Origin of the sequence: Nocardiopsis protaetiae, assembly GCF_045446735.1 — a bacterium.
Taxonomy (GTDB): Bacteria; Actinomycetota; Actinomycetes; order Streptosporangiales; family Streptosporangiaceae; genus Nocardiopsis; species Nocardiopsis protaetiae.
In genome coordinates this window covers 21,464-47,178 of the sequence record NZ_JBJJBV010000014.1, presented here as the reverse complement: position 1 = coordinate 47,178, position 25,715 = coordinate 21,464, and the positions used below count along the sequence as shown (strand labels likewise).

Annotated in this window: 37 protein-coding genes; 6 read left to right on the top strand and 31 right to left on the bottom strand. The window is 69.7% G+C overall.

Annotated elements, in window-relative coordinates; all coding sequences use genetic code 11:
• Positions 1-415: NUDIX hydrolase (locus tag ACJOT3_RS03950; RefSeq protein WP_406968850.1), on the top strand; the 415-nt coding region annotated here is incomplete at its 5' end.
• Here ACJOT3_RS03950 and ACJOT3_RS03945 read toward each other — a convergent pair.
• Positions 402-1,745: an NsdA family TPR-like regulatory protein gene (locus tag ACJOT3_RS03945; protein ID WP_406968848.1), complete on the bottom strand. Its 1,344-nt coding sequence runs from the start codon at positions 1,743-1,745 to the stop codon at positions 402-404. The genes ACJOT3_RS03950 and ACJOT3_RS03945 overlap by 14 nt on opposite strands.
• A gap of 165 nt (positions 1,746-1,910) precedes the next feature.
• Between ACJOT3_RS03945 and ACJOT3_RS03940 the strand changes: the two genes are divergently transcribed.
• From ACJOT3_RS03940 to ACJOT3_RS03925, 4 genes are all read left to right on the top strand, one after another.
• Positions 1,911-2,333, top strand: coding sequence for a hypothetical protein (locus ACJOT3_RS03940; protein ID WP_406968846.1), 423 nt, complete (start codon positions 1,911-1,913; stop codon positions 2,331-2,333).
• The gene (locus tag ACJOT3_RS03935) at positions 2,330-2,512 is read left to right on the top strand and encodes a hypothetical protein (protein ID WP_406968844.1); all 183 of its coding nucleotides are present in this window, start codon (positions 2,330-2,332) and stop codon (positions 2,510-2,512) included. Before ACJOT3_RS03940 ends, ACJOT3_RS03935 begins: the two co-directional genes overlap by 4 nt.
• Before the next feature lie 295 nt (positions 2,513-2,807).
• Positions 2,808-3,326 (top strand): hypothetical protein, encoded by a 519-nt coding sequence (locus ACJOT3_RS03930; protein ID WP_406968842.1) that lies wholly within the window; start codon positions 2,808-2,810, stop codon positions 3,324-3,326.
• Between the two features lie 71 nt (positions 3,327-3,397).
• Positions 3,398-3,697, top strand: a complete 300-nt coding sequence (locus ACJOT3_RS03925) for a hypothetical protein (protein WP_406968840.1) — start codon at positions 3,398-3,400, stop codon at positions 3,695-3,697.
• A gap of 59 nt (positions 3,698-3,756) precedes the next feature.
• Here the strand turns inward: ACJOT3_RS03925 and ACJOT3_RS03920 are convergent, their stop codons facing one another.
• The 30 genes from ACJOT3_RS03920 to ACJOT3_RS03775 form a co-directional block, all read right to left on the bottom strand.
• Positions 3,757-4,113, bottom strand: coding sequence for a hypothetical protein (locus ACJOT3_RS03920; protein ID WP_406968838.1), 357 nt, complete (start codon positions 4,111-4,113; stop codon positions 3,757-3,759).
• Between the two features lie 42 nt (positions 4,114-4,155).
• On the bottom strand, positions 4,156-4,980 hold the full coding sequence (locus ACJOT3_RS03915) for a peptidoglycan recognition protein family protein (protein WP_406968836.1): 825 nt from the start codon (positions 4,978-4,980) through the stop codon (positions 4,156-4,158).
• Entirely contained in the window at positions 4,970-5,110 is a 141-nt protein-coding gene (locus tag ACJOT3_RS03910; protein WP_406968834.1) for a hypothetical protein, read from the bottom strand. Before ACJOT3_RS03910 ends, ACJOT3_RS03915 begins: the two co-directional genes overlap by 11 nt.
• Positions 5,111-5,167: 57 nt before the next feature.
• On the bottom strand, positions 5,168-5,461 hold the full coding sequence (locus ACJOT3_RS03905) for a putative phage holin (protein ID WP_406968832.1): 294 nt from the start codon (positions 5,459-5,461) through the stop codon (positions 5,168-5,170).
• Positions 5,454-5,672, bottom strand: coding sequence for a DUF7620 family protein (locus tag ACJOT3_RS03900; protein WP_406968830.1), 219 nt, complete (start codon positions 5,670-5,672; stop codon positions 5,454-5,456). Before ACJOT3_RS03900 ends, ACJOT3_RS03905 begins: the two co-directional genes overlap by 8 nt.
• Positions 5,669-5,971, bottom strand: coding sequence for a hypothetical protein (locus ACJOT3_RS03895; RefSeq protein ID WP_406968828.1), 303 nt, complete (start codon positions 5,969-5,971; stop codon positions 5,669-5,671). Before ACJOT3_RS03895 ends, ACJOT3_RS03900 begins: the two co-directional genes overlap by 4 nt.
• Positions 5,972-5,981: 10 nt before the next feature.
• Positions 5,982-6,146: a hypothetical protein gene (locus ACJOT3_RS03890; protein WP_406968826.1), complete on the bottom strand. Its 165-nt coding sequence runs from the start codon at positions 6,144-6,146 to the stop codon at positions 5,982-5,984.
• Between the two features lie 8 nt (positions 6,147-6,154).
• Positions 6,155-8,101: a phage tail protein gene (locus ACJOT3_RS03885; protein WP_406968824.1), complete on the bottom strand. Its 1,947-nt coding sequence runs from the start codon at positions 8,099-8,101 to the stop codon at positions 6,155-6,157.
• Complete coding sequence (locus ACJOT3_RS03880; RefSeq protein ID WP_406968822.1) at positions 8,101-10,209, bottom strand: hypothetical protein; 2,109 nt, start codon at positions 10,207-10,209, stop codon at positions 8,101-8,103. Before ACJOT3_RS03880 ends, ACJOT3_RS03885 begins: the two co-directional genes overlap by 1 nt.
• Positions 10,210-10,222: 13 nt before the next feature.
• Positions 10,223-10,570 (bottom strand): phage tail fiber protein, encoded by a 348-nt coding sequence (locus ACJOT3_RS03875; RefSeq protein ID WP_406968820.1) that lies wholly within the window; start codon positions 10,568-10,570, stop codon positions 10,223-10,225.
• An 8-nt stretch (positions 10,571-10,578) separates the two neighbouring features.
• On the bottom strand, positions 10,579-11,586 hold the full coding sequence (locus tag ACJOT3_RS03870) for a hypothetical protein (RefSeq protein WP_406968818.1): 1,008 nt from the start codon (positions 11,584-11,586) through the stop codon (positions 10,579-10,581).
• Positions 11,587-11,595: 9 nt separating this feature from the next.
• Complete coding sequence (locus ACJOT3_RS03865) at positions 11,596-12,474, bottom strand: phage distal tail protein (RefSeq protein WP_406968816.1); 879 nt, start codon at positions 12,472-12,474, stop codon at positions 11,596-11,598.
• Positions 12,467-16,918: an LAGLIDADG family homing endonuclease gene (locus ACJOT3_RS03860; protein WP_406968814.1), complete on the bottom strand. Its 4,452-nt coding sequence runs from the start codon at positions 16,916-16,918 to the stop codon at positions 12,467-12,469. The genes ACJOT3_RS03865 and ACJOT3_RS03860 overlap by 8 nt, the downstream gene beginning before the upstream one ends.
• Positions 16,919-16,928: 10 nt before the next feature.
• Positions 16,929-17,327, bottom strand: coding sequence for a hypothetical protein (locus tag ACJOT3_RS03855; RefSeq protein WP_406968812.1), 399 nt, complete (start codon positions 17,325-17,327; stop codon positions 16,929-16,931).
• Between the two features lie 32 nt (positions 17,328-17,359).
• Positions 17,360-17,725 carry a hypothetical protein gene (locus ACJOT3_RS03850; RefSeq protein WP_406968810.1) on the bottom strand — a complete coding sequence of 122 codons (366 nt, stop codon included), beginning with the start codon at positions 17,723-17,725 and terminating at the stop codon, positions 17,360-17,362.
• 85 nt (positions 17,726-17,810) lie between these two features.
• Entirely contained in the window at positions 17,811-18,626 is an 816-nt protein-coding gene (locus tag ACJOT3_RS03845) for an Ig-like domain-containing protein (protein ID WP_406968808.1), read from the bottom strand.
• A 113-nt stretch (positions 18,627-18,739) separates the two neighbouring features.
• Positions 18,740-18,976, bottom strand: a complete 237-nt coding sequence (locus ACJOT3_RS03840) for an FDXHR family putative zinc-binding protein (protein WP_406968806.1) — start codon at positions 18,974-18,976, stop codon at positions 18,740-18,742.
• Positions 18,977-19,127: 151 nt separating this feature from the next.
• On the bottom strand, positions 19,128-19,676 hold the full coding sequence (locus ACJOT3_RS03835) for a WhiB family transcriptional regulator (protein WP_406968804.1): 549 nt from the start codon (positions 19,674-19,676) through the stop codon (positions 19,128-19,130).
• Entirely contained in the window at positions 19,669-20,343 is a 675-nt protein-coding gene (locus ACJOT3_RS03830) for a hypothetical protein (RefSeq protein ID WP_406968802.1), read from the bottom strand. Before ACJOT3_RS03830 ends, ACJOT3_RS03835 begins: the two co-directional genes overlap by 8 nt.
• Positions 20,340-21,446, bottom strand: coding sequence for a hypothetical protein (locus ACJOT3_RS03825; RefSeq protein ID WP_406968800.1), 1,107 nt, complete (start codon positions 21,444-21,446; stop codon positions 20,340-20,342). The genes ACJOT3_RS03830 and ACJOT3_RS03825 overlap by 4 nt, the downstream gene beginning before the upstream one ends.
• A 31-nt stretch (positions 21,447-21,477) precedes the next feature.
• Entirely contained in the window at positions 21,478-21,654 is a 177-nt protein-coding gene (locus ACJOT3_RS03820) for a hypothetical protein (RefSeq protein WP_406968798.1), read from the bottom strand.
• Positions 21,651-22,094, bottom strand: a complete 444-nt coding sequence (locus tag ACJOT3_RS03815; RefSeq protein ID WP_406968796.1) for a hypothetical protein — start codon at positions 22,092-22,094, stop codon at positions 21,651-21,653. Before ACJOT3_RS03815 ends, ACJOT3_RS03820 begins: the two co-directional genes overlap by 4 nt.
• Positions 22,095-22,331: 237 nt before the next feature.
• Positions 22,332-22,715, bottom strand: coding sequence for a hypothetical protein (locus ACJOT3_RS03810; RefSeq protein ID WP_406968794.1), 384 nt, complete (start codon positions 22,713-22,715; stop codon positions 22,332-22,334).
• A 64-nt stretch (positions 22,716-22,779) separates the two neighbouring features.
• Positions 22,780-22,920, bottom strand: coding sequence for a hypothetical protein (locus ACJOT3_RS03805; RefSeq protein WP_406968792.1), 141 nt, complete (start codon positions 22,918-22,920; stop codon positions 22,780-22,782).
• Positions 22,921-22,988: 68 nt separating this feature from the next.
• The gene (locus ACJOT3_RS03800; protein WP_406968790.1) at positions 22,989-23,192 is read right to left on the bottom strand and encodes a hypothetical protein; all 204 of its coding nucleotides are present in this window, start codon (positions 23,190-23,192) and stop codon (positions 22,989-22,991) included.
• Positions 23,189-23,635 carry a hypothetical protein gene (locus ACJOT3_RS03795; protein ID WP_406968788.1) on the bottom strand — a complete coding sequence of 149 codons (447 nt, stop codon included), beginning with the start codon at positions 23,633-23,635 and terminating at the stop codon, positions 23,189-23,191. The genes ACJOT3_RS03800 and ACJOT3_RS03795 overlap by 4 nt, the downstream gene beginning before the upstream one ends.
• A gap of 55 nt (positions 23,636-23,690) precedes the next feature.
• A complete protein-coding gene (locus ACJOT3_RS03790; RefSeq protein ID WP_406968786.1) occupies positions 23,691-24,212 on the bottom strand; it encodes a hypothetical protein in 522 nt (173 codons plus the stop codon).
• 76 nt (positions 24,213-24,288) lie between these two features.
• The gene (locus ACJOT3_RS03785; RefSeq protein ID WP_406968784.1) at positions 24,289-24,459 is read right to left on the bottom strand and encodes a hypothetical protein; all 171 of its coding nucleotides are present in this window, start codon (positions 24,457-24,459) and stop codon (positions 24,289-24,291) included.
• A gap of 119 nt (positions 24,460-24,578) precedes the next feature.
• Positions 24,579-24,839, bottom strand: coding sequence for a hypothetical protein (locus ACJOT3_RS03780; RefSeq protein WP_406968782.1), 261 nt, complete (start codon positions 24,837-24,839; stop codon positions 24,579-24,581).
• Positions 24,836-25,342: a hypothetical protein gene (locus tag ACJOT3_RS03775; RefSeq protein WP_406968780.1), complete on the bottom strand. Its 507-nt coding sequence runs from the start codon at positions 25,340-25,342 to the stop codon at positions 24,836-24,838. Before ACJOT3_RS03775 ends, ACJOT3_RS03780 begins: the two co-directional genes overlap by 4 nt.
• A gap of 116 nt (positions 25,343-25,458) precedes the next feature.
• Between ACJOT3_RS03775 and ACJOT3_RS03770 the strand changes: the two genes are divergently transcribed.
• Positions 25,459-25,683 (top strand): hypothetical protein, encoded by a 225-nt coding sequence (locus tag ACJOT3_RS03770; RefSeq protein WP_406968778.1) that lies wholly within the window; start codon positions 25,459-25,461, stop codon positions 25,681-25,683.
• Positions 25,684-25,715: the final 32 nt, after the last annotated feature.

Below are 25,715 nucleotides of genomic sequence, written 5' to 3'. Positions count from 1 at the left end.
GAAAATGCCCCCAGCGGCGATGACGCTCGTCGTCAACGACCAGCGGGAGATCCTGCTCATGCGCAGGCACCGGTTCATCATCGACCAGTGGGTGTGGGAACTCCCCGGCGGGTACGTCGACACCGCTGAGGACACTGCCCTCGCAGCCGCCCGCGAGGTCGAAGAGGAAACCGGGTGGCGACCGAAGTCCATGGAGCACCTGGTGACGTTCCAACCCGCCATCGGGTCCGTGGACCAGCCGCAGATCATCTACCTCGCCCGCGGCGCCGACGCCACCGACACCGTCCCGGACATCAACGAAGCCCAGGAGATCCGGTGGTGGCCGCTCACGGAAGCGGTGGCCATGATCGCCCGCGGGGAGATCGTCGGGGCGTCCACCGTCGTCGCCGTCTATAGGGCGCTCAGCCTGACGTGAGCGCCCCAGCACGCGCATGGAACCCCTGAACCTCCGGGCGACCCGCGTGGGGCTTGAGGCGGTGCTGGAGGCGCCGCAGGTACGACAGGGCCCGCCGCGACTGGAGTCCCTCCACCAGGTCCAGGGCGACGGTACCGACGCGCACCGCCTCCTCCGGTTCGGCGGGGGCGTGCGCGGTCGCCAACATCAGCAAGTTGAACACCCTGCCCCTGACGTAGCCCTCGTTCATCTCCAGGGACCGCTCCGCGTACACGGCGGTCTGCGCATCCGACCCCAGGGCGAGGAAGCAGTGCGCGACTTTCGCTGCGAGGTAGGCGCCGTCGAAGTAGGCCAGCCACGCCGGCGGCGCCGGGTCGTCGCGTTCGAACGCCCGCTCCCCCGCCCGCAACGCGCCCGCGGTCGCCCTGGAGTCCGCCAACCCGGCGTGCCCGTGTGCTTCGATCAGGTGGCATTCCGCGACCAGCGCCGGATGCCCCGCCCGGACGGCGGCGGACTGCGCCGCCCGCGCCAGGTCCACCGCTTCGCCGGAGCGGCCGATGTAGGTGGCCTGGTGTCCCATGGCGGCCAAAATCTCTGCGCACAGCCCGTGGTCGCCTGCGGTCTGTGCCATCCGCAGCGCCTGCACCAGGTACCGCTGTGCGAGCCCGTGGTCCTCGCTGTCGTAGGCCATCCACCCCACGGCCTTGGTGAGTTCAGCAGCAGCGGAGAACAACTCCCGTCCGACCTCGGCGGTGTACGTGCCGCGGAGCAGGGGGGCGACGTTGGAGTCGAGGTACTGCACCACCGTGGACCGGATCCTGCCGCCCCCGACACGGTTGTCCAGGTCGTAGAACGCCCGGGTCATCTGCCTGATCGCGGCGATCTCCGGCCGCCCCACCCGTACCCGGCCCTGGTGTGCGGGCTCCACGCCGGCGGGTTGGGTGAGCCAGCGTGTGGCGGCGGCAGGGTAGGCGGCGGCGGAGTACCCGGCGGTGAGGGTGCGGCGGCGTTCGGCGTCGGCGCGGTAGAGCTGTCCGGCGGCGGGGATGCCGTGTTGCCATGAGAGCGCGAACTCCATGGACGTGTCCTCGCCCGTGGGTAGCCCGCAGTCGTCCGGGGTAACGGTGCGGCCTAGCGCTTCGGACAGGACCGCGGCGATCAGCGCGGGGGCGGGCTGTTGGGGGCGTTCCCCGTCGAGCCAACGGCGCACCGAGTTGTGGTCGTAGGCGAGGCTGAGGCCCTGCTGGTCCCCGCGCGCGACGACCCTGCGCGCGAGCCCCTTGGCGGGCATCTCCGCCTCGTCCAGAAGCTCCGACAACTGCGTGTTGGGCTGTTTGGGGGTGCGCGGCACAGCTCCTCCTCCGGGGGTCCTGACGGCAGTGTGGCACGCGCCCCGGACCTGTAGGGGCAGGTCGCGTGTGCGCACTCCCCGTGTGCACTCCCCCGCCCTGTGTGCGCGCCTAGCCCCACATGTCGCGCCTGTCGCACCCGCCATCACCCGACGCACGCTGAGGTCATGACCAGCGAGCAGATGGCGGCGTTACTCGGGGAGGCCGCCGACACGATCGACCGAGCGCTACCCCCGCCTCCGCCCCTGATGGACACGATCACCGACCTGTACCCGGCGTGGGAGATCTCCCGTGAGGCCCGCGCGTCCCGTCCTGACGCGTGGGTGGCCCGGCAGGGCCGTGTAGAGCTCACGGCGCCCACCGCGGCCGGGCTGCTGGTGCGCCTTGAAGACCACGAGCTGTCCCGCCTCCAGGCCGAGCACAGCGGTGTCTACAGGGTGTGGCGGACCGAGCGGTACTGGATGGCCACCGCGGTGGTCGACAACGTGACGCCCACGCTCATGGAGGACACCGCGCACGCCCTCTCTCGGAAGCTGTCGAATCCGGGCCCCCGGTACGGGGCCCCGTTCCCCAGGGAGGCACACCCATGAGTCCGCGCCGACGCCACACCGACCCGTCCGAGGACCCCATCCCGGACGACCTCACCCCGGAGGAGAAGGACGCGGTGCGCCGCCAGGGCGAGCGCATCGACGCCGCACGCGCCGCCGGCGTCCCCCTGCTCGGAGAGCCCGGGCAGCGAAGGGGCGAAGGATACGACTTCGGCAGCTAGACCAGGGCACCCGTCCGCCTGTGGGTGCATCCCCCGGTGGGCCGCCGGCTGGAGGCCTGCGGCTCACTAGGCTTCCGCGCACCCTCTCCCCGCCAAGGGGATAGCGCGGGGAGACCCCAGGTCCGCCTGGGGAGGGTCCGAGGGGAAGCAGTGTCGGACCCGGCCCCCGCCACCCTCACAGGTGGCGGGGGTTTTCGCGTTTCCGGAACAGGCCAGTACACGGAAGCGATGATGATCGGGAGAGATCTTAAGGTCCTGCTTGACAGTCCGCCTTAAGGTCCTTAAGGTCATACTCATGAGCAGCAAGCACTACGGCATCGAGCAGGCCCGCAAGATCCTCGGAGACCTCGTCCTCGAAGTCCAACGCACCGGCCAGCCGATCACCCTCACCCGAGGCAACAGTCGCACCCCCATCGCCCGCATCGCACCCCTGGAGAACACCATGCCCGACCAGACCAACGTCAACGACTCCGAGAAGGCCGTCGCCGCCGCCGACGCCCGCAAGCGCTACGAGAACAACGTCACCACCGAATACGGCGAGTGGGGGTCCTACGGGGTCGTCACCGGCCGCACCACCCATGTCGAGGACTACGTCCGCAACGCGATCGCCGGACAGGTCGAGGTCGACATCGACGACGTCACCACCGACTTCCGCGAGGCCCTGAACGAGCAGCTCCCCGAGGGGGTCACCCTCAACGGCCGCATCTTCTACGGACCGGTCGAGGGCCGCCCCGAGTGGAACGCCGACGTCCTGGCCGCCGCGATCGACGCGGTGGACTTCTGGGCGATCGTCGCTGAGCACGACAACACCTGACCTGTTCTACTCCCCGCCCGCGCGGGGATGCCGTCGCACGGCGGACCCGAACCCCCAGAACGGAGCACACCATGACCGCCCCCGCAACCACCCGCCGAATCAACGCCGTGCTCGCCTCCGCCCACACCCCCGCACAGGTCGGCCCCGACTGGGACCCCGCCCCAGGCCGGTCCTGGGAGCACGTCCTGCACACCGGGTACAAGACCCGGCAGGTCAACACCATTGAAGTCGAGGTCGTCCACCTCACAGCCGACGCCGCCGACGAGCCCCTCCCCTCCGACGCCTACGCGGCCACCCTGGAAGCCGCCGGGTACACCACCCAGACCACCTGGGACGACCGGGTCAGGGTGTGGAGCAAAACAGCCGACTGACCCCCGGGCGCGCAAAAAGGCCCCGCCCTCCCAAGGAGGACGGGGCCAGGAGCGCGTGGTCAGGCCGCGAGATCGTGACGCGGCACCGGCGACACCTGCGACCGCGTCGGATGCGCCAGCAGGGCCACGATCAGCGCATTGATCGACGCCACCAGCGCCGCATCCAGTTCGAGCCCGTAGAACGTCAGCAACGGCGCGACCGTGGTCACCACCGCCGTTAACGCCGCCGGAGTCACCGGACGCACCAGCACCGCCTGCACAGCGCCGAACACCGCACCGAGGAACGCCACGATCAACGGGACGGCAGCCTCGGTCAAGTGCGGGACGGACAGGGCGACACCGACGAGCAGCGCGGCCTGCACGATGGACAGGATCTCGACCGGTTCGCGGCCGAAGACGGTCAGGGGACGGGACATGCTTCCTTCTCTCGGGTTAGAACCAGGACCAGCCGGGCTTGCTCATGTGACCGGGGCCTCCCACAGGGCACGCCACGTCTGCGCACCGGTCAGACCGTCGACCTTGATCTTCTTCTCCCGCTGGAACGCCTTGATGGTGTTCGCGAGCGCCAGGTCGTACCGGTCGCCCCGGGGCACCGACCAGCCACGCTCACGCAACCGGTCGCGGATCTGCCGGATGCCCGGACGCGCCGCCGCGTAGAACCCGGAGTGGTTGCGCGGGTTGGAAGACTGCGGCCCGAACCAGTGGCCCTTGGCGAGCGGGAACGCGGGCGCCTTCACCTCGGGGACTGGCTTCGACGCACCAGGGCCCGGCGACGGAGACGACGAACCGGACGGAGCCTTCCCGAACGTCCCGTTCTTCACCAGCACATACGCGATGCCCCCCGGGCACGACGTGGACAGGAAGTCGCGGTGCCCGCGCACGCCCGTGCCGAGTCCGTGGTTCTTGCGCAGCCACGCCCGCAGCTCGCGCACACCCTCGATCTGCGCCGACGTGACCGCGTCCGAGGGGCCGCCCATCAGCGTCACCGACGTCCACGTGGTGTTGCCGCCCGGCTGCGCGGCCTGCGCCCTTCGGGCGCCCCGGCCCTCCAGGACGATGCCGTGCGGGCACACGCCGAAGCTGTACCCGATGTCCGCCCACCGCCGGGACGGGCCGACATGGAAGCTGCGGGTGCGCTTCCAGTAGTCCCGGCACGCGGTGTGGCTCTTCCCCGCGAGGTTCTGGTTCGAGCCGTCGTAGTGGATGACGATCCCGAGGTTGCAGGGTGCGGACGCAGCACCGGTGGCGCCCCATCCGAACACGCTGCGGCGCTCAAGCTGCATCGTCGCCTCCTTCGGTGTAGGTGTCGTCCGGGTCGGCGCCGGGGTCGACGACGGGCTGGTCTTCGTCGCCCACGGGGGTGACGTTGATGTGCTCGACGGGGTCGTAGGCGGGGACGGGTTTGGGGTGCATGCGCCCTCCTGGGCATGAAAAAAGCCCCACGAAGGGGCAGATATGGAGAAATCGGGCTCAGCGCGGGGCGCGGTGCTTCGGGCGGCGGACACGGCGGTGCAGCAGCCACGCCCACCCGATCGCGACGAACGCCGTCGTGAACACCAACAGCCGCGCCAACTCGTGTCCGGGGAACGGCCCGAACCAGTTCCTCGCGGCCACCAGGCTGAGCACCAGCGCCAAAGACACCAAAGTGGTCATCACCAGGCGCCCGCCAGGGTTGTCCCACCAGCGGACACGCGAGTAGTCGAACGCGAACACCCACATCAGCAGGGCGGCGGCGGTGGCCATCACGGTTCCGGCCTCATACATCCGACTCCCCCCTCAGAGCGGCCCAGATCAACGGGCCGAAATGGTTCTCCTCGCGCTGGCGTCGAAGCCGCGCCACGACCTCGCGCACCTCCGCATCCAACGCGCGGGCCTGACGGACACCCTCCTCGGCGCGGTCCCGGGCGGCGGTGATCTCCTCGTCGGTGATCGGCGGCGGGTCGTACTCGCGGCGGAGCCTACGAAGCCAGCTCACGTATCCTCACGCTCCTCCGGCCCGTGTGCGGCGACCCTGCGAATCTCCTCGAAGGCGTGCGCCGTCGTCCTGCCGGACTCCAGCAGGGCGGTGATCTGGTCCGCTTGGCGGCAGTTCCGGTCCTGCTCGGAGGCGAGCACCGCTTTCAGCTCGGCGATGCGCTCGTCCCGGGCCGCGAGGAGCTTCTCGACCGTCCCGGAGGGGACGAGGCGGCCGGTGAGGATCATGACCACCCCGGCGGTGACGAGCCCTCCGGCGCCGATTTCCATCCACGGGGCCAGCTCGGCGAGAGGGAGCACCCACACCTCCTCAGCCGTCGATGTCGGGCGGGTCCGGTGGGTACTCGTCGCCCACCCCGGGCGGGGTCGGGGGTGGCGATCCCGGGTCCGGCGGGGGCGGCTCATCAGGCTCAGGCACCACGACCGGCGGCGGATCGATCTCGGGTGGCTCCTCGGGCGACAGGGCCTCGGACATCACAGCTCCTAAGGGAGGGGTTCGACAACGATGGAGTGCTCGAACGTGGTGTAGAAGGTGATCCCCGAGCCGACGGTGCCCGAAGAGATGTTGAAGGACGGGGTCAGCGTGTAGGAGCCGTTCCCGGTCAGGTTCAGATAGACGGTGCGGGAGCAGCACTGCATGAGGACGCCACGTACCGACCACGCGCGCGCCACAGCCGCGGACACCGAGGACGCACCGGACAGGGCGAACCCGAAGTGGACCGTGCTGGTTCCCGTGGTGGTGTTGCCCGCTGCTGCGGTGATCGTGATACGCACTCGCCCCGACCAGCCTGTTTTGAAGGTGATCGCGGGGTAGTCGGTGTTGGAGAACGCCGTCCACACGCCGCCGTTGCCGCCGGGTGTGAATGTCCCGCTGGGTGCGGTCACCATGTCGGTGCGCACAGGGGCGTGCCGCGTGGCGAGGAGGCTGTGCGTGTCCGCGAATTCCACGACACCGTCCGTGGACGTGTCCGTGGACCCCGACACCAGCTCACCCTGGAAGTAGAACCGTCGGGCAGCGCTGTTGATGATCGTGTACGCCCGGGTCGTGTTCGCGCCCTCCACATGGACGATCGACCTGCGGCCCGCGCCCGCACCCGACTGCGACACCGGTGACTGGAGCGACAGGGTCGGCGCATCCGTCGACGCACGCCGGAACGCGTACACCGCGCCCGGGTCCGCAGCGGGCTGCCCCACCGTGGACGCCTCCGGAGTGGTCAGGATTCCCGCCCACCCGGACTGGGACACTACTCGCACCTCGGCGCCGGTCCCCGACCGTGCGGACACCCGGGTCTCTCCCGCCTGGGCGGTCAGTGACACCACCGGGGACGTCACCAGGTCTGAGATGTCCGAGTACAGGCTGAGCTGGCATGCGGTGGGGATCGCGATCATGCCCCCGGCCGGGGTGGTAGATGAGGTGACGTCCCCGTAGACGGAGAACTCGGCCTGCCCGGCGGTGGCGGCGAGTTGTGCTCGGGCGCTGTTGGCGGATGTCACCCGGGCGCGCACGACGCCGGATGCTTCTTCGATCACGCTGGAGGCCCCGGATCCGGAGGCGAGGGTGAAACGGGACCCGGAGATCTCCGCTCCGAAGATGGCGTTGCCGTCGTCGTCGATGACGAACACCAGCTCATCCGCCGCGTTGTAGCCGCGGATGCCGTCGCTGTCCAGCTCTACGCGGGCGCCGGACGGGGTGCCCGCGATGATCCGCGTCCCCAGCACCAGTTCCGCTTCGAGCTTCGCCGCCGTCACCGCCGCCGCCTTGATGTGCCCGGCTTCGATGGCTTCGGCGGCGATCTTCAGCGCGGTCACGGCTTCCGCCTGGAGCTTCGGGGTGCTGATGCTGTCGTTCGCGATGTGGGTTTCCGTGATCGCCCCGGGGGCGATGTCCGTGACCGCCGCGGGGACGCCGGAGGCCTGTGCGGACGCCTCGCCCGTGATGCCGCCCGTGGTGACCGGGACGAGTCGCACGTAGTAGGTGGTGCCCACGGTGAGCGGGGCGATGGGCACGGCTCCTGCGGAGCGGGGGATGGTGACGACGAACGTCTCATCCGACGGGGTGAATCCGTCGGTGGTGCTGACGTGCACGTTGACGTGGTCGAAGTCGCTGGGCAGCACCGAATCGTCCGCAAGGGCACCGTCCCACGACACCCGCAAACCGGACGGCATCGGAACCACCGTCGGAGCGGTCGGGGCGGTCACGGGGTCGCCGCCCTCGGTGACGATGGCGACGGCGCCGTCCACCCACCCGAAGCGGCCCCGCAGGGCCCCCGTGTCGTCGCGGACCTCTACCGCCTGGCCGTCCTCCAGGGAGGAGTTCGCGAGCTGCCCGCCCCGGCCGCCGCGCTTGAGGGTGTCGATCTCCGCCCGGAGCTTCGCCATCTCCCGGCCCATTGCCTTGATCGCGGCCTGCGTCTGCGGATCCAAGGCCATCACACACCCCCCGGGTAGCTGAAACGGTCACTCCTGCGGCAGGTCACGGCGATCTCATCGCTGCCGGGGGTGATGGTCATGTCCGTGATCCGCACCCACAGCCGGGTCGGAAGCCAGCGGCGACCGGTGGTTTCCACCAGCACGTCATCACCGGGGGCGAAACTGCCCAGCGGGGCGTTGGGGTGGTCGATGACCACGAAGCTGGTGATGTCCACCAGCCGGGACCACTTCCGCAGCTCCTCCTCCGCCGCCGCCTTGCACGCCGCGGCGGTGGTGAGGTCGGGGCGGTCCAGGGTCTTCGAGCGGCGGGCCCGACCGTCCCTCGTGGACGCCGACCCGCGGACCTTCTTCGACCCTTCACCGGCGCCGTTGACGGTCACCGAGTTGGCGTAGTCGTCTCCGTCCCTGCGGACCACGACCAGGTCGACGATGTTCTCGTCCTCCACGAACGCCCGATCCGAACGCTTCCCCAACCGCGGGTATCCGAGGCGGATCCGCTTGGTGAGCGCCGTCCTGTCGGCGTTCGACCACCGGTACTCCTCGGCGTACTCGAACTGCGCCTGCGTGCCGAGCTGGGTGATTTTCTGCCCGGCGTCCACGTCGTCCCACCAGGGGATCTGGTACTGCCAGTACACGGACTTGCCTGTCGCGGCGACCGGCTTACGGTCCGTCTTGGGGTCCCAGATCTTGTCGATCGGTACGGGCTGGCCGTCGACTTCCTTCGCTGGGCCTAGCGACCCGTCTTCGTTGCGCTTGCGGATGCCGCCGCGCCACTCCCCCAGCCGGTACGGGGTGCCGATCTCGTCCACGACCACGCCGAGGTCGCCGTCGGGTTGGTCCTGGAGCTGCGTCCAGATGGACCGCACCACATCCAGCGGGTCCACGCCCGCGCCCGTGAGGCCATCCGTCTTGCCGCCCCATGTCAGGGTGGTGCGGATCGGCTGCCCTTCCGGGTAGCCGGACACCCCGGTCGCCGTGATGCTGAGCTTCTGCCCGGCATCGTCAACGTTCGTGACCAGCCCGGCGCCGCGAATCTGCCCGGCGGCCTCGGCGACGAGGAGTGTCTGCCACTCCACGAAGACCAGCGCCCCGCTGTCGTCGTACAGTTCGGGGTGCTCGGGGTCGATGGTCGCGGTGATGCCACACGGCCCGGACAGAGCGAGGGTGATCTTCACGTCCTCCAAGGGCAGGTCCGGGTCAACAGAGGCGCCCGTGAGGACGTTGAAGGCCCGGTACCGCCACTCGGAAGCGGGTGGCAGAGGCTGGCGTTCCGGGATCGGTTGCCACTCGCCCGGCGGAGTCGGCACCCCCACCACGGGAACGCCGAACGTAGCGCCCACGCGGAACGGGGCCGCCGTCGCGCCCAGGGCCATCGCCACCGCGGGGGCGCCGAACCGGGCCGCGGCAGGGAACGCCCCAGCGCCCGCCACTGCGGCCAGCGCATCCACCGGAATACCGAACGACGCCCCGACAACGAACGGGTCGGCGTCCGCCTCCTCACCGGACGACACCGGAGCCAGAGCCACCGCAGCCGCCGCCATCCGGCCCAGCGCCGCACTGGTCAGCGGGAACTGCTCCGTCGGCCCCGTAGAGGTGATGTCCTCCAACGCGGCCACCAGCAGTGACCCCGAAGTGACGACCTCCTCCAGGTCATCGAACGTCGGTTCCGACCCGGGGTCCGTGCCCCAGTGGTAGCCGAACGCCAACAGCAAATCCCCGGCGACGGCGTCCACCGAGGGCAGCAGGATCTCGTCGATGTCGGACGACTCGCCCTCGGACCCGACCGAGGCGGCGTCCCGGATCCCGGCCGTGTCCTGGACGGACACGCAGAGCGCGAAGTGCCAGTGCTCCCCGGACCATGTCCACGTGTAGGGCGACGATTCGGAGTCGGCGACCCGGGAGTACAGGTACACCGCCGTGCCGGTACCGAGGTCGCCCTCCACCACGGAGGTGACCAGCGCCCACCCAGCAGGCGGGGTGAGAGCGTGCTGGAAGTTCGCGGACAGCCAGGTCAGCATCAGGTCGCCGTCCTGGGTGCCGAACGGCACGGAAACGCTGGTGGCATCCTGCCAGGTGCCGGCGGTGGACGTCGCGCGGATGGAGGGCACGGACACCCACCTCTCAGACGGGGGTGCCGTCGATCGGGGCCGAGCTGATCGTCAGGGTGTCGCCGGGCCCGACGTCGCGGGGCTCGTCCAATTCCACCGACCCGAGCCACACCGTGTCGTCCCAGAACCCGAGGTGGGAGACGGTCGACAGCGTCCCGGGGCCGTCGAACACGACCGGGTCGTCAAGGTCGGCGACGCCGGACGTTGCCGCGGTGTAAGTCGGCGCCTTCCGCGCGTAGCTACCGCCGGTCGCCTCCCCGCTGCCGGTGGTGGATCCGTCGGTGGTGTGCAGGGACAGGTGTGTCACGGTGGTGGCGACGCCGTCGGCGGCCCTGTTGTGGGCGGCCTGCTGTACGGCCATGGGGTCTCCTACAGGGTCGCGCCGGGAGCGGCGATCTCACGGAAAGTGAGGGTGACGTCAAAATTGGCCCACCCGTCCGCAAGGAGGTACTGGGTGAGATCCTCTTCGGACATGGCGTACATGCGCAGGTCGCACTGCATGCCGCGCATCGCGGAGGGGATGTTCATCTGAGCCGCGAGGCCGATCGAGCATCTGTACCCGTTACCGGCAGTGAACGGGTTGAAGTTGTAGGCGCTCGTGTGGGTGTACAGGTTGTTGCCGCCCGTGCCGATCAGACCGACCCGCACTCGGCCCCGGGCATCCTTGTTCGTCGTGGACCCGGGCGCCGGATAGAACACGTTCGACCAGTTCGCCTGCACCTGCACCTGCGTGGCCCACGCCGGGATCGTCACCGTCCAGTCGTGCTGAGGCCACCGCTCAAAGTCGGGTTTGTAGTCGGCGTAGTCCATCCGCCCGTCTTCGAGGCCCTGCCCCTTCTGCACCCGCACCTCGGTGTGGATGCGGGGCGACATCATCTGCCGCAGGTCGGTGATGTGGTCGTTCTCGATGGTGGCCGTGGACGCGGGGATCGCGATCCGGGCCAGAGGGATACCGGTCGTCCCGGACGGGACCTGCGAAGCAGTGGACGACACGCCTTCGATGACCCGGAAGTAGTAGACCGGGTCCACCGATGGGTCCCACGTCCACGGGGTGCCGTCGATGCCCGGGTCCTCGACTCGGAGGATCACCAGGTCGTAGCGGGTCGACCCGGTGGCGTTCGCGGCGATGGGGACTTCCGCGTCGCCGACGTTGTGGGCGTAGTAGCTGCCCTGGAAGCTCTGCTCCTTGCCGAGGATGACCGCGGCACCTGAGGCGACCCGCACCGATGTACCGGGGACGGCGAGTTCACGGACCCGCAGGTCGCCACTCTCGACGACGCCGTTTCCGGAGCGGGTCCCGGACTGGAGCTGGAGGCGGGCGATCCGCGCCGAGGACTGCGCGCCGGCCACCGCCCATGAGTCGAGTTCCAACGCCACGCTGACCTCCTAGGGGCTCTTGGTGGCGTCGCGCCACGTGATGGTGCATGAGGACTGGCCGGACATGTCGGTGCCGGAGTAGCGGAGGATGGTCTGCCCGACCGGGAGGCGGAAGTCGGAGAGGCTGACGCCGATCGCGGCCCGGCGCAGGTTCGCGCCGTCGGAGCGGCGGATGGACCGCGCCCACGGCCGGGTGTCGATGACCACCGACTGGTTCGCGCCAACCGTGGTGTCCAGACGCAGACTCCGCCCGGTGCCGACCAGCTCCACGCTGGGCTGCGCAACCGGGCCCGTGACCGTGATGACCGGCCACGTGGGCGCGTTCCCGGCGTTGATCAGGCCGTCCTGCCTGGCGCCGCCGGGCGCCCACGTGATCGGCCACGTCACCGGCCACGTGATGCCGCCACCCCCGGAAGCCACGAGGGTGAGCGTGACCTGCCGTTCCACATCGGAGTAGAAGAGCCTGTCCACGGTCTGGAAGTCCGCGACGACGTCCGTCAGGCCGGTGCCGCGTTGGCGCTGTGTCGCCGGGGTCCACCGGCGTCCTCGCCCGTACACCACGGCTGTCGAAGAGCCTTCCAGTCTGAACCGGAAAGGCACGACGGCGCCCGGGGTTGCGCGTTCGACGTCGGCGTCCCACGCCGCTTCCAGGGCCGCCCACGCAGGGCCGATCTCCGCCGCCGTGTGCACGTCGCTCCACAGGTCGAGACCGATGACCCGCCCGCCCCGGTAATCCCGGCCCATCCTCGTCCCATCCGAGGCGGGGTTGTCGCGGTCGTTGGTGCGGGACTCCACCGGCCCGATGCGGATGTCATCGGACTGGATGGGGGTGTGGTCACCGAAGACCACACCCCCGATCTCGTACTGGTTCGGCAGGAGGTCAGTCATCCACGAACCTCCCGCCGACGCGGACCGTGTGCAGGCTGTGGGTGATCTCGTCGACCATCTCCCGGACGGTCGCGTCGGCCGAGTTGATGCTGGCGTTGATCGCTCCGACGAGCGGGGCCGAAGCCCCATCCCCGCCACGCGAGGCGGTGGACACCTTCGCTGCGGTCGCGAGCATCCGCGCGGACTCGGCGTTGGAGTAGATGCGCGCCGGGTCCGCGAAATGCGCCAGCTCCGGGCCTTCCTCTCCCACCACAGCCCACCCGGATGCGGTGCCGCCTGAGGCGTAACCGCTGATCTCCCGAATGGTCTTGACCAGCGGCGACATGCCGCCCCGGTGATCCTCCTCCCGGTCCTGGGAGAAGATGTCCGCGATGGACACCAGACCACCGGACGCGAAGCGCGCCCGGTCCCACATGGGCCGGAAGATCGCACCCCCGCTGTACGGGGCTGCGGTGACGTTGTTGGACTGGTTGCCGCCGATCCGCCTGCCGCCCCCTGGGCTCGCGATCAGGTTGACGTGCCTCGTCCCGTACACGGCCACGTCGCCCGGCTGCGGGGAATTCGTCCGAGCCATTCCAGAGCCGTAGTAGTCCCCGGTCCACGCCGTTCTTGCCGCACCACCAAGGGCTTTACTAGCACCCGTTTGCGCGAACAGCCAGGAAATGAACATCGCGCAGTTGTGGACATGAACACCGTTCGCGATGAACGCGTGCTCGTCGTCCACCTGAATGTCGTACACGGTGTCCACGACACCCGTGTCCACCACGGACCGCACCGGCACCCACAGCACGTCCTCGGCAAACCGGTGCTGCGCCTTCCGGGACGGGTGCTCACGCCACTCGATGACGAACTGCTCCCGGCACGACACCGTCCGGCCCTCAATGACCTCCACACGGGCAGGCCGGGTCGATCGGATAGCCGCCGACACTCCGAGGGTGGACAGCAGTCCGGCCAGCGACACCGTGAGGCGCTTGCTGACCGTCGTGCACGCCACCACACCCGGGCGGGACGAGGGACGGTGCCCGTCGCCGGACACGTACCCCTCCAAAAATCGGCCCCGACCCCGGGCATCCCAGGTGAGGACGAAGCTCGGCACCTCCTTGCGGTGGGCGCCGTCACCAGTCGCGGCCAGCAGCTCGTACAGGGCCCGGTCGTACATCGTGACCAGAGCGCACGTCCGGTGCTGGGTGACGTGCGGTTCATACCCGGCGCGCTTGGCCAGCGCCGCCACGTCCTCGGCTTCGCCGCGGGCGACGCACAAGGTGATGGACCGGTCTCGGTGGGTCCGGTAGCCTTCGGCGACGTACAGGCCCACCAGGTGGGCGAGGTCGTCGTCCACTCGAAGGTTTCCGGTGGCGGGGATGGGCTTGGCGACCTTGTCGCCGCGCCGCAGCTCCCCGGCCTTGACCCACCCGCGTTCGGTCATGTACGGGTGGTCGGCGGTCGCCAGGGTGTCCGGGGCGCCGAGAACACGGACCCGTAGGAGCGGCTTCGTGCGCCGGTACACAGCCCGGACGACCTTGTCCGCTCCCGAGGGGGCGCGGACGGTGTCGCCCGGGGCGATGTCTTGGATTTCCACAAGACCCGAAGCGGCCTGGACAAGAGTGCCCGCGGCGAAACACCACGGAGCGCCGTTCATACCGAACCACCTGGTGATGTGGTTCGTGTTGTTGCCGTTCGACTCGGGGTATTTCCCCAGCGACGCTTCCGCTAGCTGGACGACACCCATCGGACCCTGCGCGGAGTTCTTGAAGTCCTCCGCCATGGAGTCACCGATGGACCCGATGAGCATCCGGACGAGCCGGGCGTAATTCTCCCGCACGTCAACACGATGGTCGTTGATGATGCCCCACGGCGTGTCGCCCTGACCTCGGGTGACCCACCCGCCCTTAGCGAACCCCTGGATGGCGTTCTTCGGGATCTGCTTGTGGCGGAGCGCCTCCATGAACCCGACGCCGTAATGGTCCACGACGTGGGTGGGCTGCACGAACTCGCCGTCGGACAGCCACGCCGGAATGGAGTCCGACGTCGCTGTTCCCGGCCCGTGAACCGAGCCGCCCTCGGCATAGAACTGCGACTGCCCATTGCTGGGCGACATGTGCGATGAATTCTGAAACGGCTGCGTCGACCACACACCCCGCGAATTCACCTCGATCGCAGTCCGCACATCCGAGGGGATACCGAGGTACTCATCCGCGAGGTCCTCGGCCTCATCGGCGGTCAACCCCATCTGCCGGGCGACGCGCACGAACTCCTCGCGGCCCCGGGCTGCGGTCGCGATCTGCTCCTGGACGGAGCCGTCGTTCAGCCTCACGGCCTCGGTGTTGGAGTTGATCGTGTCCCGGAGAGTCCGCAGCGCGGATTCGTTCGCGCGGCCCGCTTCGGTGTTCAGGTCGAGGGTGGCGCCGTTCTCCGTTGCCGCCTCGGTTGCGCTGTCGATCGCGGCCTGGAAATCCGACTCCGCCTGAGTGACACCGACCGTGGTCCCGGTGAGGTTGTCCAGGGCGGTCTTCAGGTCACGGGCCAGGAACGCCCCATCGAGCATGGCCTGGTTGACGCCCTCCTGCGCCTCCTCGGCCTCACCCATCGCGTCGGTCTTGCGCCGATACGACCCTGCCGCCTCATTGATCGCCGCGTTCTCACCCTGGATGGCGCCCCGCACCTGAGCGATGAGCCGGTATTCCTTGTCGTACTGGTCCTGGGTGATCTCACCCTGCGCGAGGCGCTCCCCGAGAGCGTCAAGCTGCGCGTTCAGCTCCCGATTGAGGCTTTTCTGGGCGTTGGTCTGCCCCAGAACCGCGTCGGTGACCTGGTCCAGGTTCAGCCCGAGGCGCTCAGCGCGCTCCAGGACCTTCTCTTCTTCAAGGGCCTGGATGGCGTGCGCCCGGGTGTTCTCACCCAGCGCCCCGGAGTCCTCGCGGATCGCGTCGGTATACTCGCGGACCTTCTGGGAGGCGTTGGCCTTCGCCGCGGCGAAGAGCCCGAGGGCGGCGATGCCCGCGCCGATAGCGATGCCCCATGGGCCGCCAAGGGCGCCCACGGCTCCGGACAGGGCGCCCCGGAAGCCCCGGGTTCCGGCCGCGGCCCCGTCAGCTGCGGTGCCGACCGCGCCGAGGTTCGTGGCGTACTCGCGCACCCGCCCGGGAAGCTCCCTGAGGGGTTGCACGATGCCCTGGTTCGCGTACCCGAGGACCTGGATCGCGGACCGGGCGGTGAGTGCCGCCACGGCGAGCTGGAGCAGCCACGGGGCGTTCTCCGCCACGGCGGACAGGGCGCCGGCGAGGGCGGTGAGGCCTTCGGCGTACACCACACCCAGGGGTGCGAGGGCGACGCCGACGTCCACGGCGGCCGACGAGATGGACCCGAAGAGGTCCACGAAGGTGGGCCCGTTCTCGATGGTCCACGCGATGAAGCCCTGGAAGTTGTCGGTTTCGTGGCCCCACGCGGCGAATCGGGAGGTGAGGTTCTCCAGCCCGGGGGCGACCACGTTCCACAGCGGTTCCATGTTCATGACCAGGCCCGCGAGTCCGGACGTGAGGTTGCCGATGGACCGGCCGAACGTGAGCGTGCTGGGGGTGGCCTGGCGGGCCACGAACCCGAAGAACGACTGCCACCGGTCGTTCCCGAGGGCTTCGCGGGCCTCGTCGGACAGGGTGGACAGGGCGTGCGCGGTGCGCTGTGTCGCCGGGGTCAGTAGCCGCAGGCCGACGTTCGCGACGCCGATGCCGTCCGCCGCCGCCCGCAGGACGGGCCGGTCGGTTTCCGCACGGAACTGCCGCCACGACGCCGTCAAGCCGCCCATGGCGTCCTTGAACGCCTCCTGGCCGTCCGTCAGGTCGCCCGTCGCGGCGTTGGCCTCCTGGATGGCGGGGATCGCGGCCAGGGCGAAACCCGCCGCACCCACGCCAGCGGCGGTGAACCCGGATGCGACCGCACCCAGCCCGCCGGCCAGCGCCCCGACGGCGGGGATCAGCGGCGGGATGAGGGTGGTGATCGCGAGGACCCCGGCGGGGGACACGTCGGAGAACTGCTGCTGCCCCTGCCCGAACCCGGCCAGCCCGGTGCGCGACGAAGAGCCCCCGCCACCGCCGCCGGAGGCCGGGGCAGTGCGGGGTGCGGCCGGGGCGGACACGCTGCCGCCGGTGGTGTTGACGCGGACGTTGACCACGCGGCCGTCGATGCGATCGATGGCCTTCTCGACACCCACCAGAGAGGTGAGCGCAGACCGGGTGTTCGCGGACACCTTCGCGGTCGCGGTCTGACGTCCGACCTCGTCGAGCTGCCGCTTGAAGACGTCGAGCTCCGCTTTGGCCTTCGCGCTGTCGAGTCCGACGGGGACGTCCATCCCCTTGTTGGCGTGCTTCTGGAGTTCGGCACGCAGCCGCGGTCCGAAGCGCTTGAGGTCGGGGAGGACGTCGACCCACACTGATCCGGCGTCGGGCATCGGACACCCCCTACTCGGTCGGCGGTGTCTTCACGAGCTTCAGGTGCCGCTTCGGCGGCGCAAAACGGTCCAGATACGCCTGCAAGCGCGGGTCCGGCTTGCGGGTCTGCTGCTCCGGCTCCGCCTTGTCCTTTTCCGGTGTGGGCACCGGGTAGAGGCGCATCGCCGGCGGCTCGTCCTTGAGGCGCAACCCGACCCACAGGATGCGGGCGAGGTACTGCACCCGGGAATCCAGCAACGCGAGCTGCGAGTTGGTTTCGCCCCATGGACGCCCCGGATCGAGCCCCTGAAGGGCCGCCCGCGTGCGGGGCATGCGGGCCATGTCATGGATGACCAGCAGCACCATCCGCCGGAAGGTGATCCGGCCCGCGTAGAAGTCGCAGATGTCCACCGGATTCGGGCGGTCCAAGAGGTCGAGTTCGACCTCGCGGGGGTGCTCCTCTAGGACGGCGAGGAGCTGGAGCCTTCCCCCCGGGTAGCCCCGGCCATGTCGTCGAAGTAGCGGATCACCCGGCCGACCTCACGGGAGGAGTGCTCCAGGAAGTCGTCGGCCTGCGACCCGTCCACGAGGGCGCCGCGCACCCACGCGAGGACGTCACCGATGACGAACGCCCTGTTCGCGTTGTACGACCACTCGGCGAGCGGCTTGAACGTGAACTCGCCGCCGGAGGACATGACGAACGTCGCGTCGGACTCCATCGCCTCCGAGATCTGCGCGGCCTTGTTGTCGGGCAGGTCATCGACCCTGATCGGCGCGGTGGCGCGTTCGACGGGTGCGGGCTTCTTCGCGGGCTGGCGTGCGGCCATTGGTGACTCCTCAGGGCAGGTTGATGGGCAGGAAGAAGTACTAGGTGGACGGGGCACCTGCCCGGGCCCCGCCCACCGGCTCTGGTCAGGCGGACACGGTCACCGTGACGTCATCGGACACACCCCGGTAGGTGGCGGTGATCACCGCGGTCCCCGCGGACACACCGGTGACGGTGCCGTCGCCGTCGACGGTCGCGATGGTGGGCGCGCTGGTGTCCCAGTCGGCGTCCGAGCTGACGTCCTCGGTGTCCTCGTTGTAGAAGCTCGCGGTCGCGGTGAGCTGGGTGGTCGCGGACACGGCGACGGTCGCGGTGCCGGTGATCGCCAGGGACTCGACGGGCAGCCACATGCCGTCGGACAGGAAGTACCGGTTGAACATGAGGCCGTCGCTGGCCTCGTAGATCGTCCACGTGAGGCTGGTGGCGGTGACGTTCTCGGCGTTCTTGGGCCGCTCGCCGCGCGAGGTGACCTCAGCGATCGCCGCGACGGTCCTCTCGTGGTTGGTGCCGTCGAACGTGTCGATCGCGAGCATGTAGCGGCGCTGCCCGGTGGGCCGGTAGACGGGGTAGGACAGCACCCCGTCTTCCTCGGTCATGTCGGCGAGGTCGACGCCGTCGTACAGCGCCTGCGTGTAGGGGTTGGTCTCCCACAGGGGGGTGGTGATGGTCTTCGTGACGCTGATGATGTCGGTGCGCACGGGCGACTTGTAGCCGAGGGGCCGCTTCTCGTTGCGTTCCTCCTCGTAGGCCTCGTTGAAGCCGGTGGGGTCGATCGCCCCGAGGTCCCACCACTGGGCGCCGAACGGGTCGAGACCGGTGGGCAGAGTGCTGCCCAGCGCCGCCACGTAGGCCTTGCCGCCGTCGGTACCGAATGCGCGGATGGCATTGACGTTGTCCGCCATGTCCCCTCCTGGGGCTTCAGGTGAGCGCTGAGCGCTCAGCAATGCTGAGTCTTATGCGGACTGCCGACAGGCGGTGTTCGGCCGCCTGCGGCGAGCGGTGCAGGCGGGAATCGCTATGCGGCGCTGCCCCACGGCATCGCCTTCTTCGACGGGTCCCACGCGGGGCCGCCCCACACGGTGGTGCCGCCCTTCTCGCGGGCCTCCAGTCCGACCTCGGCGGGGTGCAGGCACACCGTGCCGGTGTCGGCGCTGTACCGCTGGTGGCGGTCGAACGCCGACGGGGACGAGAAGCTCCGCTCGCAGGCGGCGCACACGCATCCGCGGGAACCGGTCGGGGTGGGTCGGGTCATAACAGCCTCATTTCACAGATGGAGTAGAAATCTGAGCGGTTTTCAGGCGCCCCCCCTAGGCCGGGCAGGGTCCGGGGGTTCCAGGGCGTTCACGGCGGACGGATAAGCTGGGGACGCGCCCCGCCAGGTTCGAGCTGGCGGGGCGTCGTCTTCATCGACCCCAGCCCGTACCGGCCATGTCCACGATGCGCACCGCGAACGCGACCAGCAGGGCGCCGCGGTGCTCCGACGGCAACCCCGCCAACACCTGGCCGATACCGTCCCGGTCCGCTGCGGCCACCATCAGCCGCAACTCCTCCCCCGCCACCCGGGCCGCCTCCGAAACCATCCGCGGCTCACCCAGCGAGCGGGCCGCCCGCTGGTCCTGAAGCAGGTGCCTCGCCGCGGCCTTGCGGTCGGGGTCGGCGGACTCGGCGATGCGGCCTTCCCACAGGTCCCGGTACGCCGCCGCCAACCGCGGGCTGCGCGCCCGAAGCTCGGCACGCTCCCGGACGGCGGCGATGTGCGCCCGCTGCGTCGGAGTGCAACCCCCGGCCACCCGATACCGGGTGCCGTCCGGGTCGGACAGGGCCGCCTCCAAGCAGGCGTCAGCGAGGGGGCACTGGCCGCAGACCGCCAGCGCGCGGCGGCGGGCCTTCTGGGACGGGTCCTCGAACAGGGCCGGGCGGGTGCGGCACAGGGCCGCAGGGTTCTCACGCACCTTCGCCACCTCCCTGCTGGCCTCGCAGGTCCCTCCACATGCGGCGCATCTCCTCCACCGTCAGACCACCGGGGTCACCGCGGCGGGGGCGGGGCTTCTCCGCTCGGGCTCGCTCACGAGCGGCGCGCTCCACATCGGTCAGCTCGTCCTGCGGGTCGCGGGCGTGGATGCGCGCCGACGCCGCCTGGCACGCGCGGCGAGCGGCCTCCAATCCTGTTTCCAGGTGCGAGTCGCGCCCCTCTGCAACCCCGGCTCCGGACAGGAACGGCTTGTAGCCGTGGGTGCGGAACTGCTCCGCCCGGCGGGCCGTCACCTCATCCGAGTCTCCCGAGGTGATCGCCAGCGCATCCGAGGGGCGCTCCCCTGCCGCCCGGTTCGCGTCCAGCAGACGCTGCCGGTAGGCGGCGGCGTCATCCGGGTCGGGGATCGCTGGGATCACGTGGCGGCGGGACCGCTCCCTGCGCACCTTGACGACCTGGGCGCGGATCTCCGCCGGCGCCACGAACGGTTGCCGCTTCGCGACCTCCTGCAGGGCTTCGCGTGCGTCCTCGAAGTCCAGGTCGCCGAGGAGGTCGAACCAGGTGTCGGGCGTGTACTTGTCGAAGTGCTGCTGGGGGCAGGCGGCGCGGGCGATCCGCGCGAGCATGGTGGCCTCGGTCGGTGTCACTGGGCTTCTCCGATCTGCATCTGGGCTTCGCGTGCGCGGGCACGCTCCAGGGCGGCATCGAACAGGTCGTCGGTCTCCTGCTGGCGCCGGTTCACGGGGGCGGAGCGCATCTGCTGCGCTTGAGGGCCGCCGTCCATGACCTCGTTGACGAAGCTCGGGATCGTGGACGGGTGCTTGCGCTTGCGGTCCCAGGCGATGACGCCGGCGCGGACGGTCTCGTAGGGGATCCGGTCCACTTCGAGGAGCTTTTTGATGGCTTTGGAGGCCTGGCCGATGATCTCTCCGGGCGGACGGGTGGCGCGGGAGCTGATCCATTCGGCGATGAGCGTTCCGGCGTTCGGGGCGGTCACGCCCGAAGACGAAGTCTTCGGAATTTCTTCCTTGCCCAAAGACTCACCTGTACCCGTACCTGTACCTGTACCTATAACGGACCCTTCCGGGAACCCTTTCTGGAACCCTTCGCCGAACCCTTCCCAGAGTGGCGACGGAAGCATGGGCTGGTTGGGGTTGACCTGCGAGTTCTCCTGAGCGGGGCGAGTGATCGGGATGACCGCCGCATGGTTGGCCTGCTCAGGCACCACGAAAGGGGTGACGGAAGCCTTCTCCGGGGGCTCCATGAACCCTTCCGGAAGGGTTACCGGAAGGGTTCCCTGAAGGGTTTCGATAAGGGTTCGGGTCTTCTTCGCCCGCTCATCCGTCAGCTCGTGCAGCGGAAGCCGCTGGAGCTCGTGCCAGATGACGGCCTTGAGGGTGTCCGACATCGTGTTCTTCGTGTGCGCCAGCGCGGACTTAAGGACGTTGGGTTGCTTCCACACGCCGTCATTGCGGATGAACGTGCGGATCAACACCTCTTCGGTGTCCTCGTCCACGAGCACGTACCAGTGCGCCTGGAGCTCCGCGAGTGCGTCGCTGATGCGGTCCTCGTTGGCGTCCTTAGCGAGCTTCTTCCACCGCCGGTCCTGGAGCGGGAGCACCCCGGCAGTGTTGACGTTGGGCTGCGAGAGCAGAGCGAAGTAGAGCCACTGGGAGTCCATGGTGAGGTTGGACTTGAAGTGGTCGTCAGTCCATGCCCTGGACTGGAACTGCGCGAAGATGCGGGCCATGTGAGGCGCCCCCGTTGCTTGGTTCGAGTGGTCAGTTGCTGCGGTTCGGGGCGTGTTGGTAGCACCGCCGCCCCGGGATGAAGTGGCGGGTGGGTGTGGCTCCGCAGGTGCGGCCGTGTGCGGCGTCGTAGTGGGTGCAGGGCGTGTTGGTGCCGTCGGGCATGGCGTCGGCGATCCACGCGGCGATCTCCGGCGGGAGGGCGGTCATGGTGCGGTCTCCAGGTCGAACAGCGGGAGCTGCACGAGATCCACACACGCGGGCTTTGGAGCGCACTGGCGCGAGTCCCCCCTCAGGCAGATCTGCTCGATGAGCTGCATTTGCGCTGCCGCCTTCTCGTCCCATTCGCGGCGGCGCTCCTCCCGGGCTCGCGCGACGTCCCCGAGGATCGTGAAGGGGGTACCGCCGCCGCCGGGCCAGCGGTCCCCGGTGCGCGGGTCGAAGCTGTGGTCGCGGGCTTCGCGCCACAGGGTGAGGTGTGTGGTGCACATGCCGTCGGGGGCGCGGACCGTGAAGCGCTGGTCGGCGGGGTGGTCGATGAGTGTTTCGGCGTGGCGGATGGTGCGCCACGCCGCGCCCTCCCATCGGTCCCATGCGGTCTGGATATGGGAGGGGACGGGGGTCCCGCAGTAGTGGTTTGGTGCGCTCACGTGCCCTCCTTGGTGTCAGTCGGTCCTGGTGTCGTTGGCGCCCGTCCGCGTCTTGCACGCGGTGTCCGGCTGTCCGCTGGTGCTGCTGCGGGTCCGGTCGGGCTGGGTGCTACTTCTCGCGGTCGCAGCGGACGCAGATGCCGTCGCCGTCGTAGACGTGGCCGTCGTTTTCGCAGTCGCCGTCCCAGTCGATGAGGTCGATCTGGTGGGGCCGGTTGTCGGTGCTCACGTTGTCTCCTAGGTGTTGTCGGTCAGGGGCGCGGGGGCGGGCAGCAGCGGCAGGGCGCGGATCTTGTCGGAGGTGTCCTCGCCGTGCGCCCACGGGTCGCCTTCGCAGACCTCGGCGGCCCGCTCGCGCATGACTGTGGCTGCGGCTTCCATCGCGGCGCGGCGCATTTTGGCCATGTCCTCGGCGGCGACGACCTCGCACCCGGTGTTTCCGGCGGCGGCGAGGACCGCGCGGGCCAAAGCCACAGCGTCAGGACCGGTGGGGACATGCACGGCGGCGCGGAAAGCGGTCTCGCCGAGGGTCTCCTTGATCTGGAGACCGCGACGCAGCTCGTCGTTGACGGTGATCGAGTCGCCGCTGGGGTCGGTGTAGGTGTACGGAAGGGTGCTCACGCTGGTCTCCTTGTGGTTTGCTGGTCCGGGACCGGGGCGAATTGGGCGCCCCGGTCCCGTGGTGTCAGGCGTCGTCGTTGGCGATCTCGTCGAGCCGCCGCCGGATCGTGGCGGTGTCACCGGTCAGTGCGGCAGCGATCAGGTCCGCCTGGCGCTCCGAGTACTCGCCCGTGGGGATCGTGGTCTCTGCGTCCGTGTGGTCCATGTGTGCCTCCTAGGCGTTTTCGTGGGTGGTCCAGTGGTCCGGGTCGTAGGGGTTGGCTGGGTCGCCCATCACGCACCCCGTCCCACAGGGCGGATCAGCTCGGCCAGACGCTCGCCCTCCAATCCATCCGGCAGGGTCACCCCGACCCGGAAAGCGCGGGCCACCCCCCGCTCGTCGGCGTCGTAATCGGTGACGACGAGGGTGCGGGTGTCGGCCGAGTACGTGATGCGCTTGCCGTCACCGGTCTCGTAGTCGAAATCGAAGTCGCTCACTTGGCCGCCTCCTCTTCGAGCCACTCGGCGAGACGCGCCCGGCAACGCCCGCACTGGCAGTCGTTGGTGTCCAGGCAGGTGCCCTCCGACAGCGGAGCCCGGTCCCCGGTCGCGGTGATCTCCACCGAGAACCCCTGGTAGCGGCCGATCGCGGACAGCTCGCCGGCGCGTTCGGCGATGGACCAGGACCCGATCACGCGGGCCCACGCGGTGATGGCGTCACGGCGGTCATCGGCGTCGGTGGCGTGGATGCGGCCGAGGAACACCGAGGTGCGGTGGGTGGTGTCGATCTCCCAGGTGATGGGGTGGTCGGTCTCCCGCTTCAGCCACGGCAGGACCTTGGCGGCCTGGTCGGGGGTGGGGGTGGCGGGCAGGTGGGGGTTGGCGAGGGCGCCGGAGATGAGGGCGGCGACGGCGTCGGACTGGTGTCGGGTGGCGTTCACGGTTCTCCTTCGGGGTGGAGGGGCCGACCGGTTGGGCGGCCCCTGGAGGTTCGGGTCAGGCGGACGCGGACGCTTCGGTGTGCAGGCGTCCCATCAGCTCCGCGACGACGCGGGCCAGGTCCAGCCACGCCAGCGGAGCCAGCGGGTCCACGACGGCGGTGGTCTCGTCCTCGACGGTGAACCCCCCGTCGGCGGGTTCCAGGGCGATGGTGATCGTCCATGCGAACCGGCCGCCGGCGGCCTGCCAGGTGATGCGGCCTTCGATGTAGTCGCCGCCCGGGGTGCGGTTCGCCCACGAGCAGTCGGTCTCGTCGCCGTGGCGGCCGATGTGCAGGTCGGGGTGTGCGTTCACGGCGTCCCACGCGGTACGGGCGAGCACCTGGTCGATGGTCGGCTCGGGGGCGTCGGGTTCGGTGTGGACGATCCGGGTGGCGGTGGGCTGTTCGGCGACGTCGATGCGGGTGGCGCCCTGGTAGAGGTAGGCGGCGCGGCCGCGGGCGTCGGCGCGGGTGGGGGCGTCGACGGTTTCGGTCCAGGTCTGGTCGTGCATGGTGATGGTGACGGGCCAGTGGGTCACGGGGTCCTCCTGTGGTCGGTACGGTGGTGGTGCGGGCCCCGGGTGCTTCCTTCATCCGGGGCCCGCCGGTGTGTGGTCAGGCGCCGGGACGGTCCACGGGGACGAGGGGCCCGCACACCCGGTCCCAGGTGGCGAGGGGCACGACCCGGTCGCCGATGGGGGCGCCGGTGTGGTCGACGGCGGTGATGTGCCCGGGGGTGACTTCCTGGAGGTAGGTGCCGTCCTGGTCGCGGTAGTAGCGGGTCATCGGGGTCTCCTAGTCGTGGATGGTGATCTGGCCGGGGGCGGTGATCTCGACGCCGAGGGCTTCGAGGTAGGCGCGGGCGTCGTCTTCGGTCTGGATGTCGTTGGCGGGTGTGGGGTCGGTCATCGGGTCGTCTCCTCGGGGGTGGGCGGGGTGGCGCCGTAGTCGGCGGGGTTGTACTCGCGGAATTCCGCGTGGTCGTCGGGCCAGACCCGCATGAAGCAGGTGCGGCGGGGTGCTCGGGGGTCGATGAGGTGGTGGGTGATGCGGGTTCCGCGGCCGTCGCTGGTGGGGGTGAGTTCGGTGATCCAGCCGATCTGTCCGGGTGCGTCGGTGGGGGCGATGAGCTGGCCGACGCGGAGTTCGTCGAGGGTGAGGGTCATCGGGCGGCTCCCAGGTGGGTGCGTGCGGCGGCGGCGAGGGTCAGGGTGTGGGTGGCGCGCTGGCGCCGGAGGTAGGTGACGGTGTTCGGCCACCAGGTGTGGCGTGCGGGCGGAGTGTTGGCGAGGCGGTTGGCGGCCTCGGCCTCCTCGGTGAGGGTGGCGGCGTTGTCGGCCCATGCCTGTCCGGTGTCGGGGGTGTGGGGGTCGATCTCGGTGGCGTCGCGGGCCGCGCTGCGGAGGGTGTCGGCGACCATCCGCTCCCAGGCGTCGGGGCGGGTGGGGCACTGGTCGATGCTGGTGCCGAGGTGGGTGCCGTCGGCGGCGACCAGGACGGTGAGGATGCGGTGCATGGTGGGGGCGGTGATGACGGCCTGGTAGTGGTCGCCCCAGGTGGTGCCGTCGTCGAGGGTCTCCGGCGGGGTGTAGAAGACGCGGATGGTTTCGACAGGGGTGTCTTCGGTGGCCGCGACGTTGAGGATCGTGGTGAGGGCCTGCGGGTTCATCTCGTCTCCTTGGTGCGTCGTGCTGATGACTCGACTCTATGCCAACATCATGTAGGCATGCAAGTGGTTGTAGGCCAACTATTTATCGGCCTACAACTTCGTGTCATCATGGGGCCATGGACAAAGACACCGCCCTCGCAGAAGCCAAGGCAGCACACGACGCCATCGTCGAAGCGGAAGCCGAGGCCAAACGCCTCGTCGAAGAGGCCCGCATCAACTTCGGCCGCGTCACCAACAAGCTCGTTGACGGCAAGCACGTTCTTCAGGAGGACATTGCTGCTGAGGTCGGCAAAACCCGCGAATACGTGCGCCGGCTCCAGGTCAAGGCTCGCAAGGCCTGACGCGCCGCCCCTCTGATCAGCCCGCCCTCGTG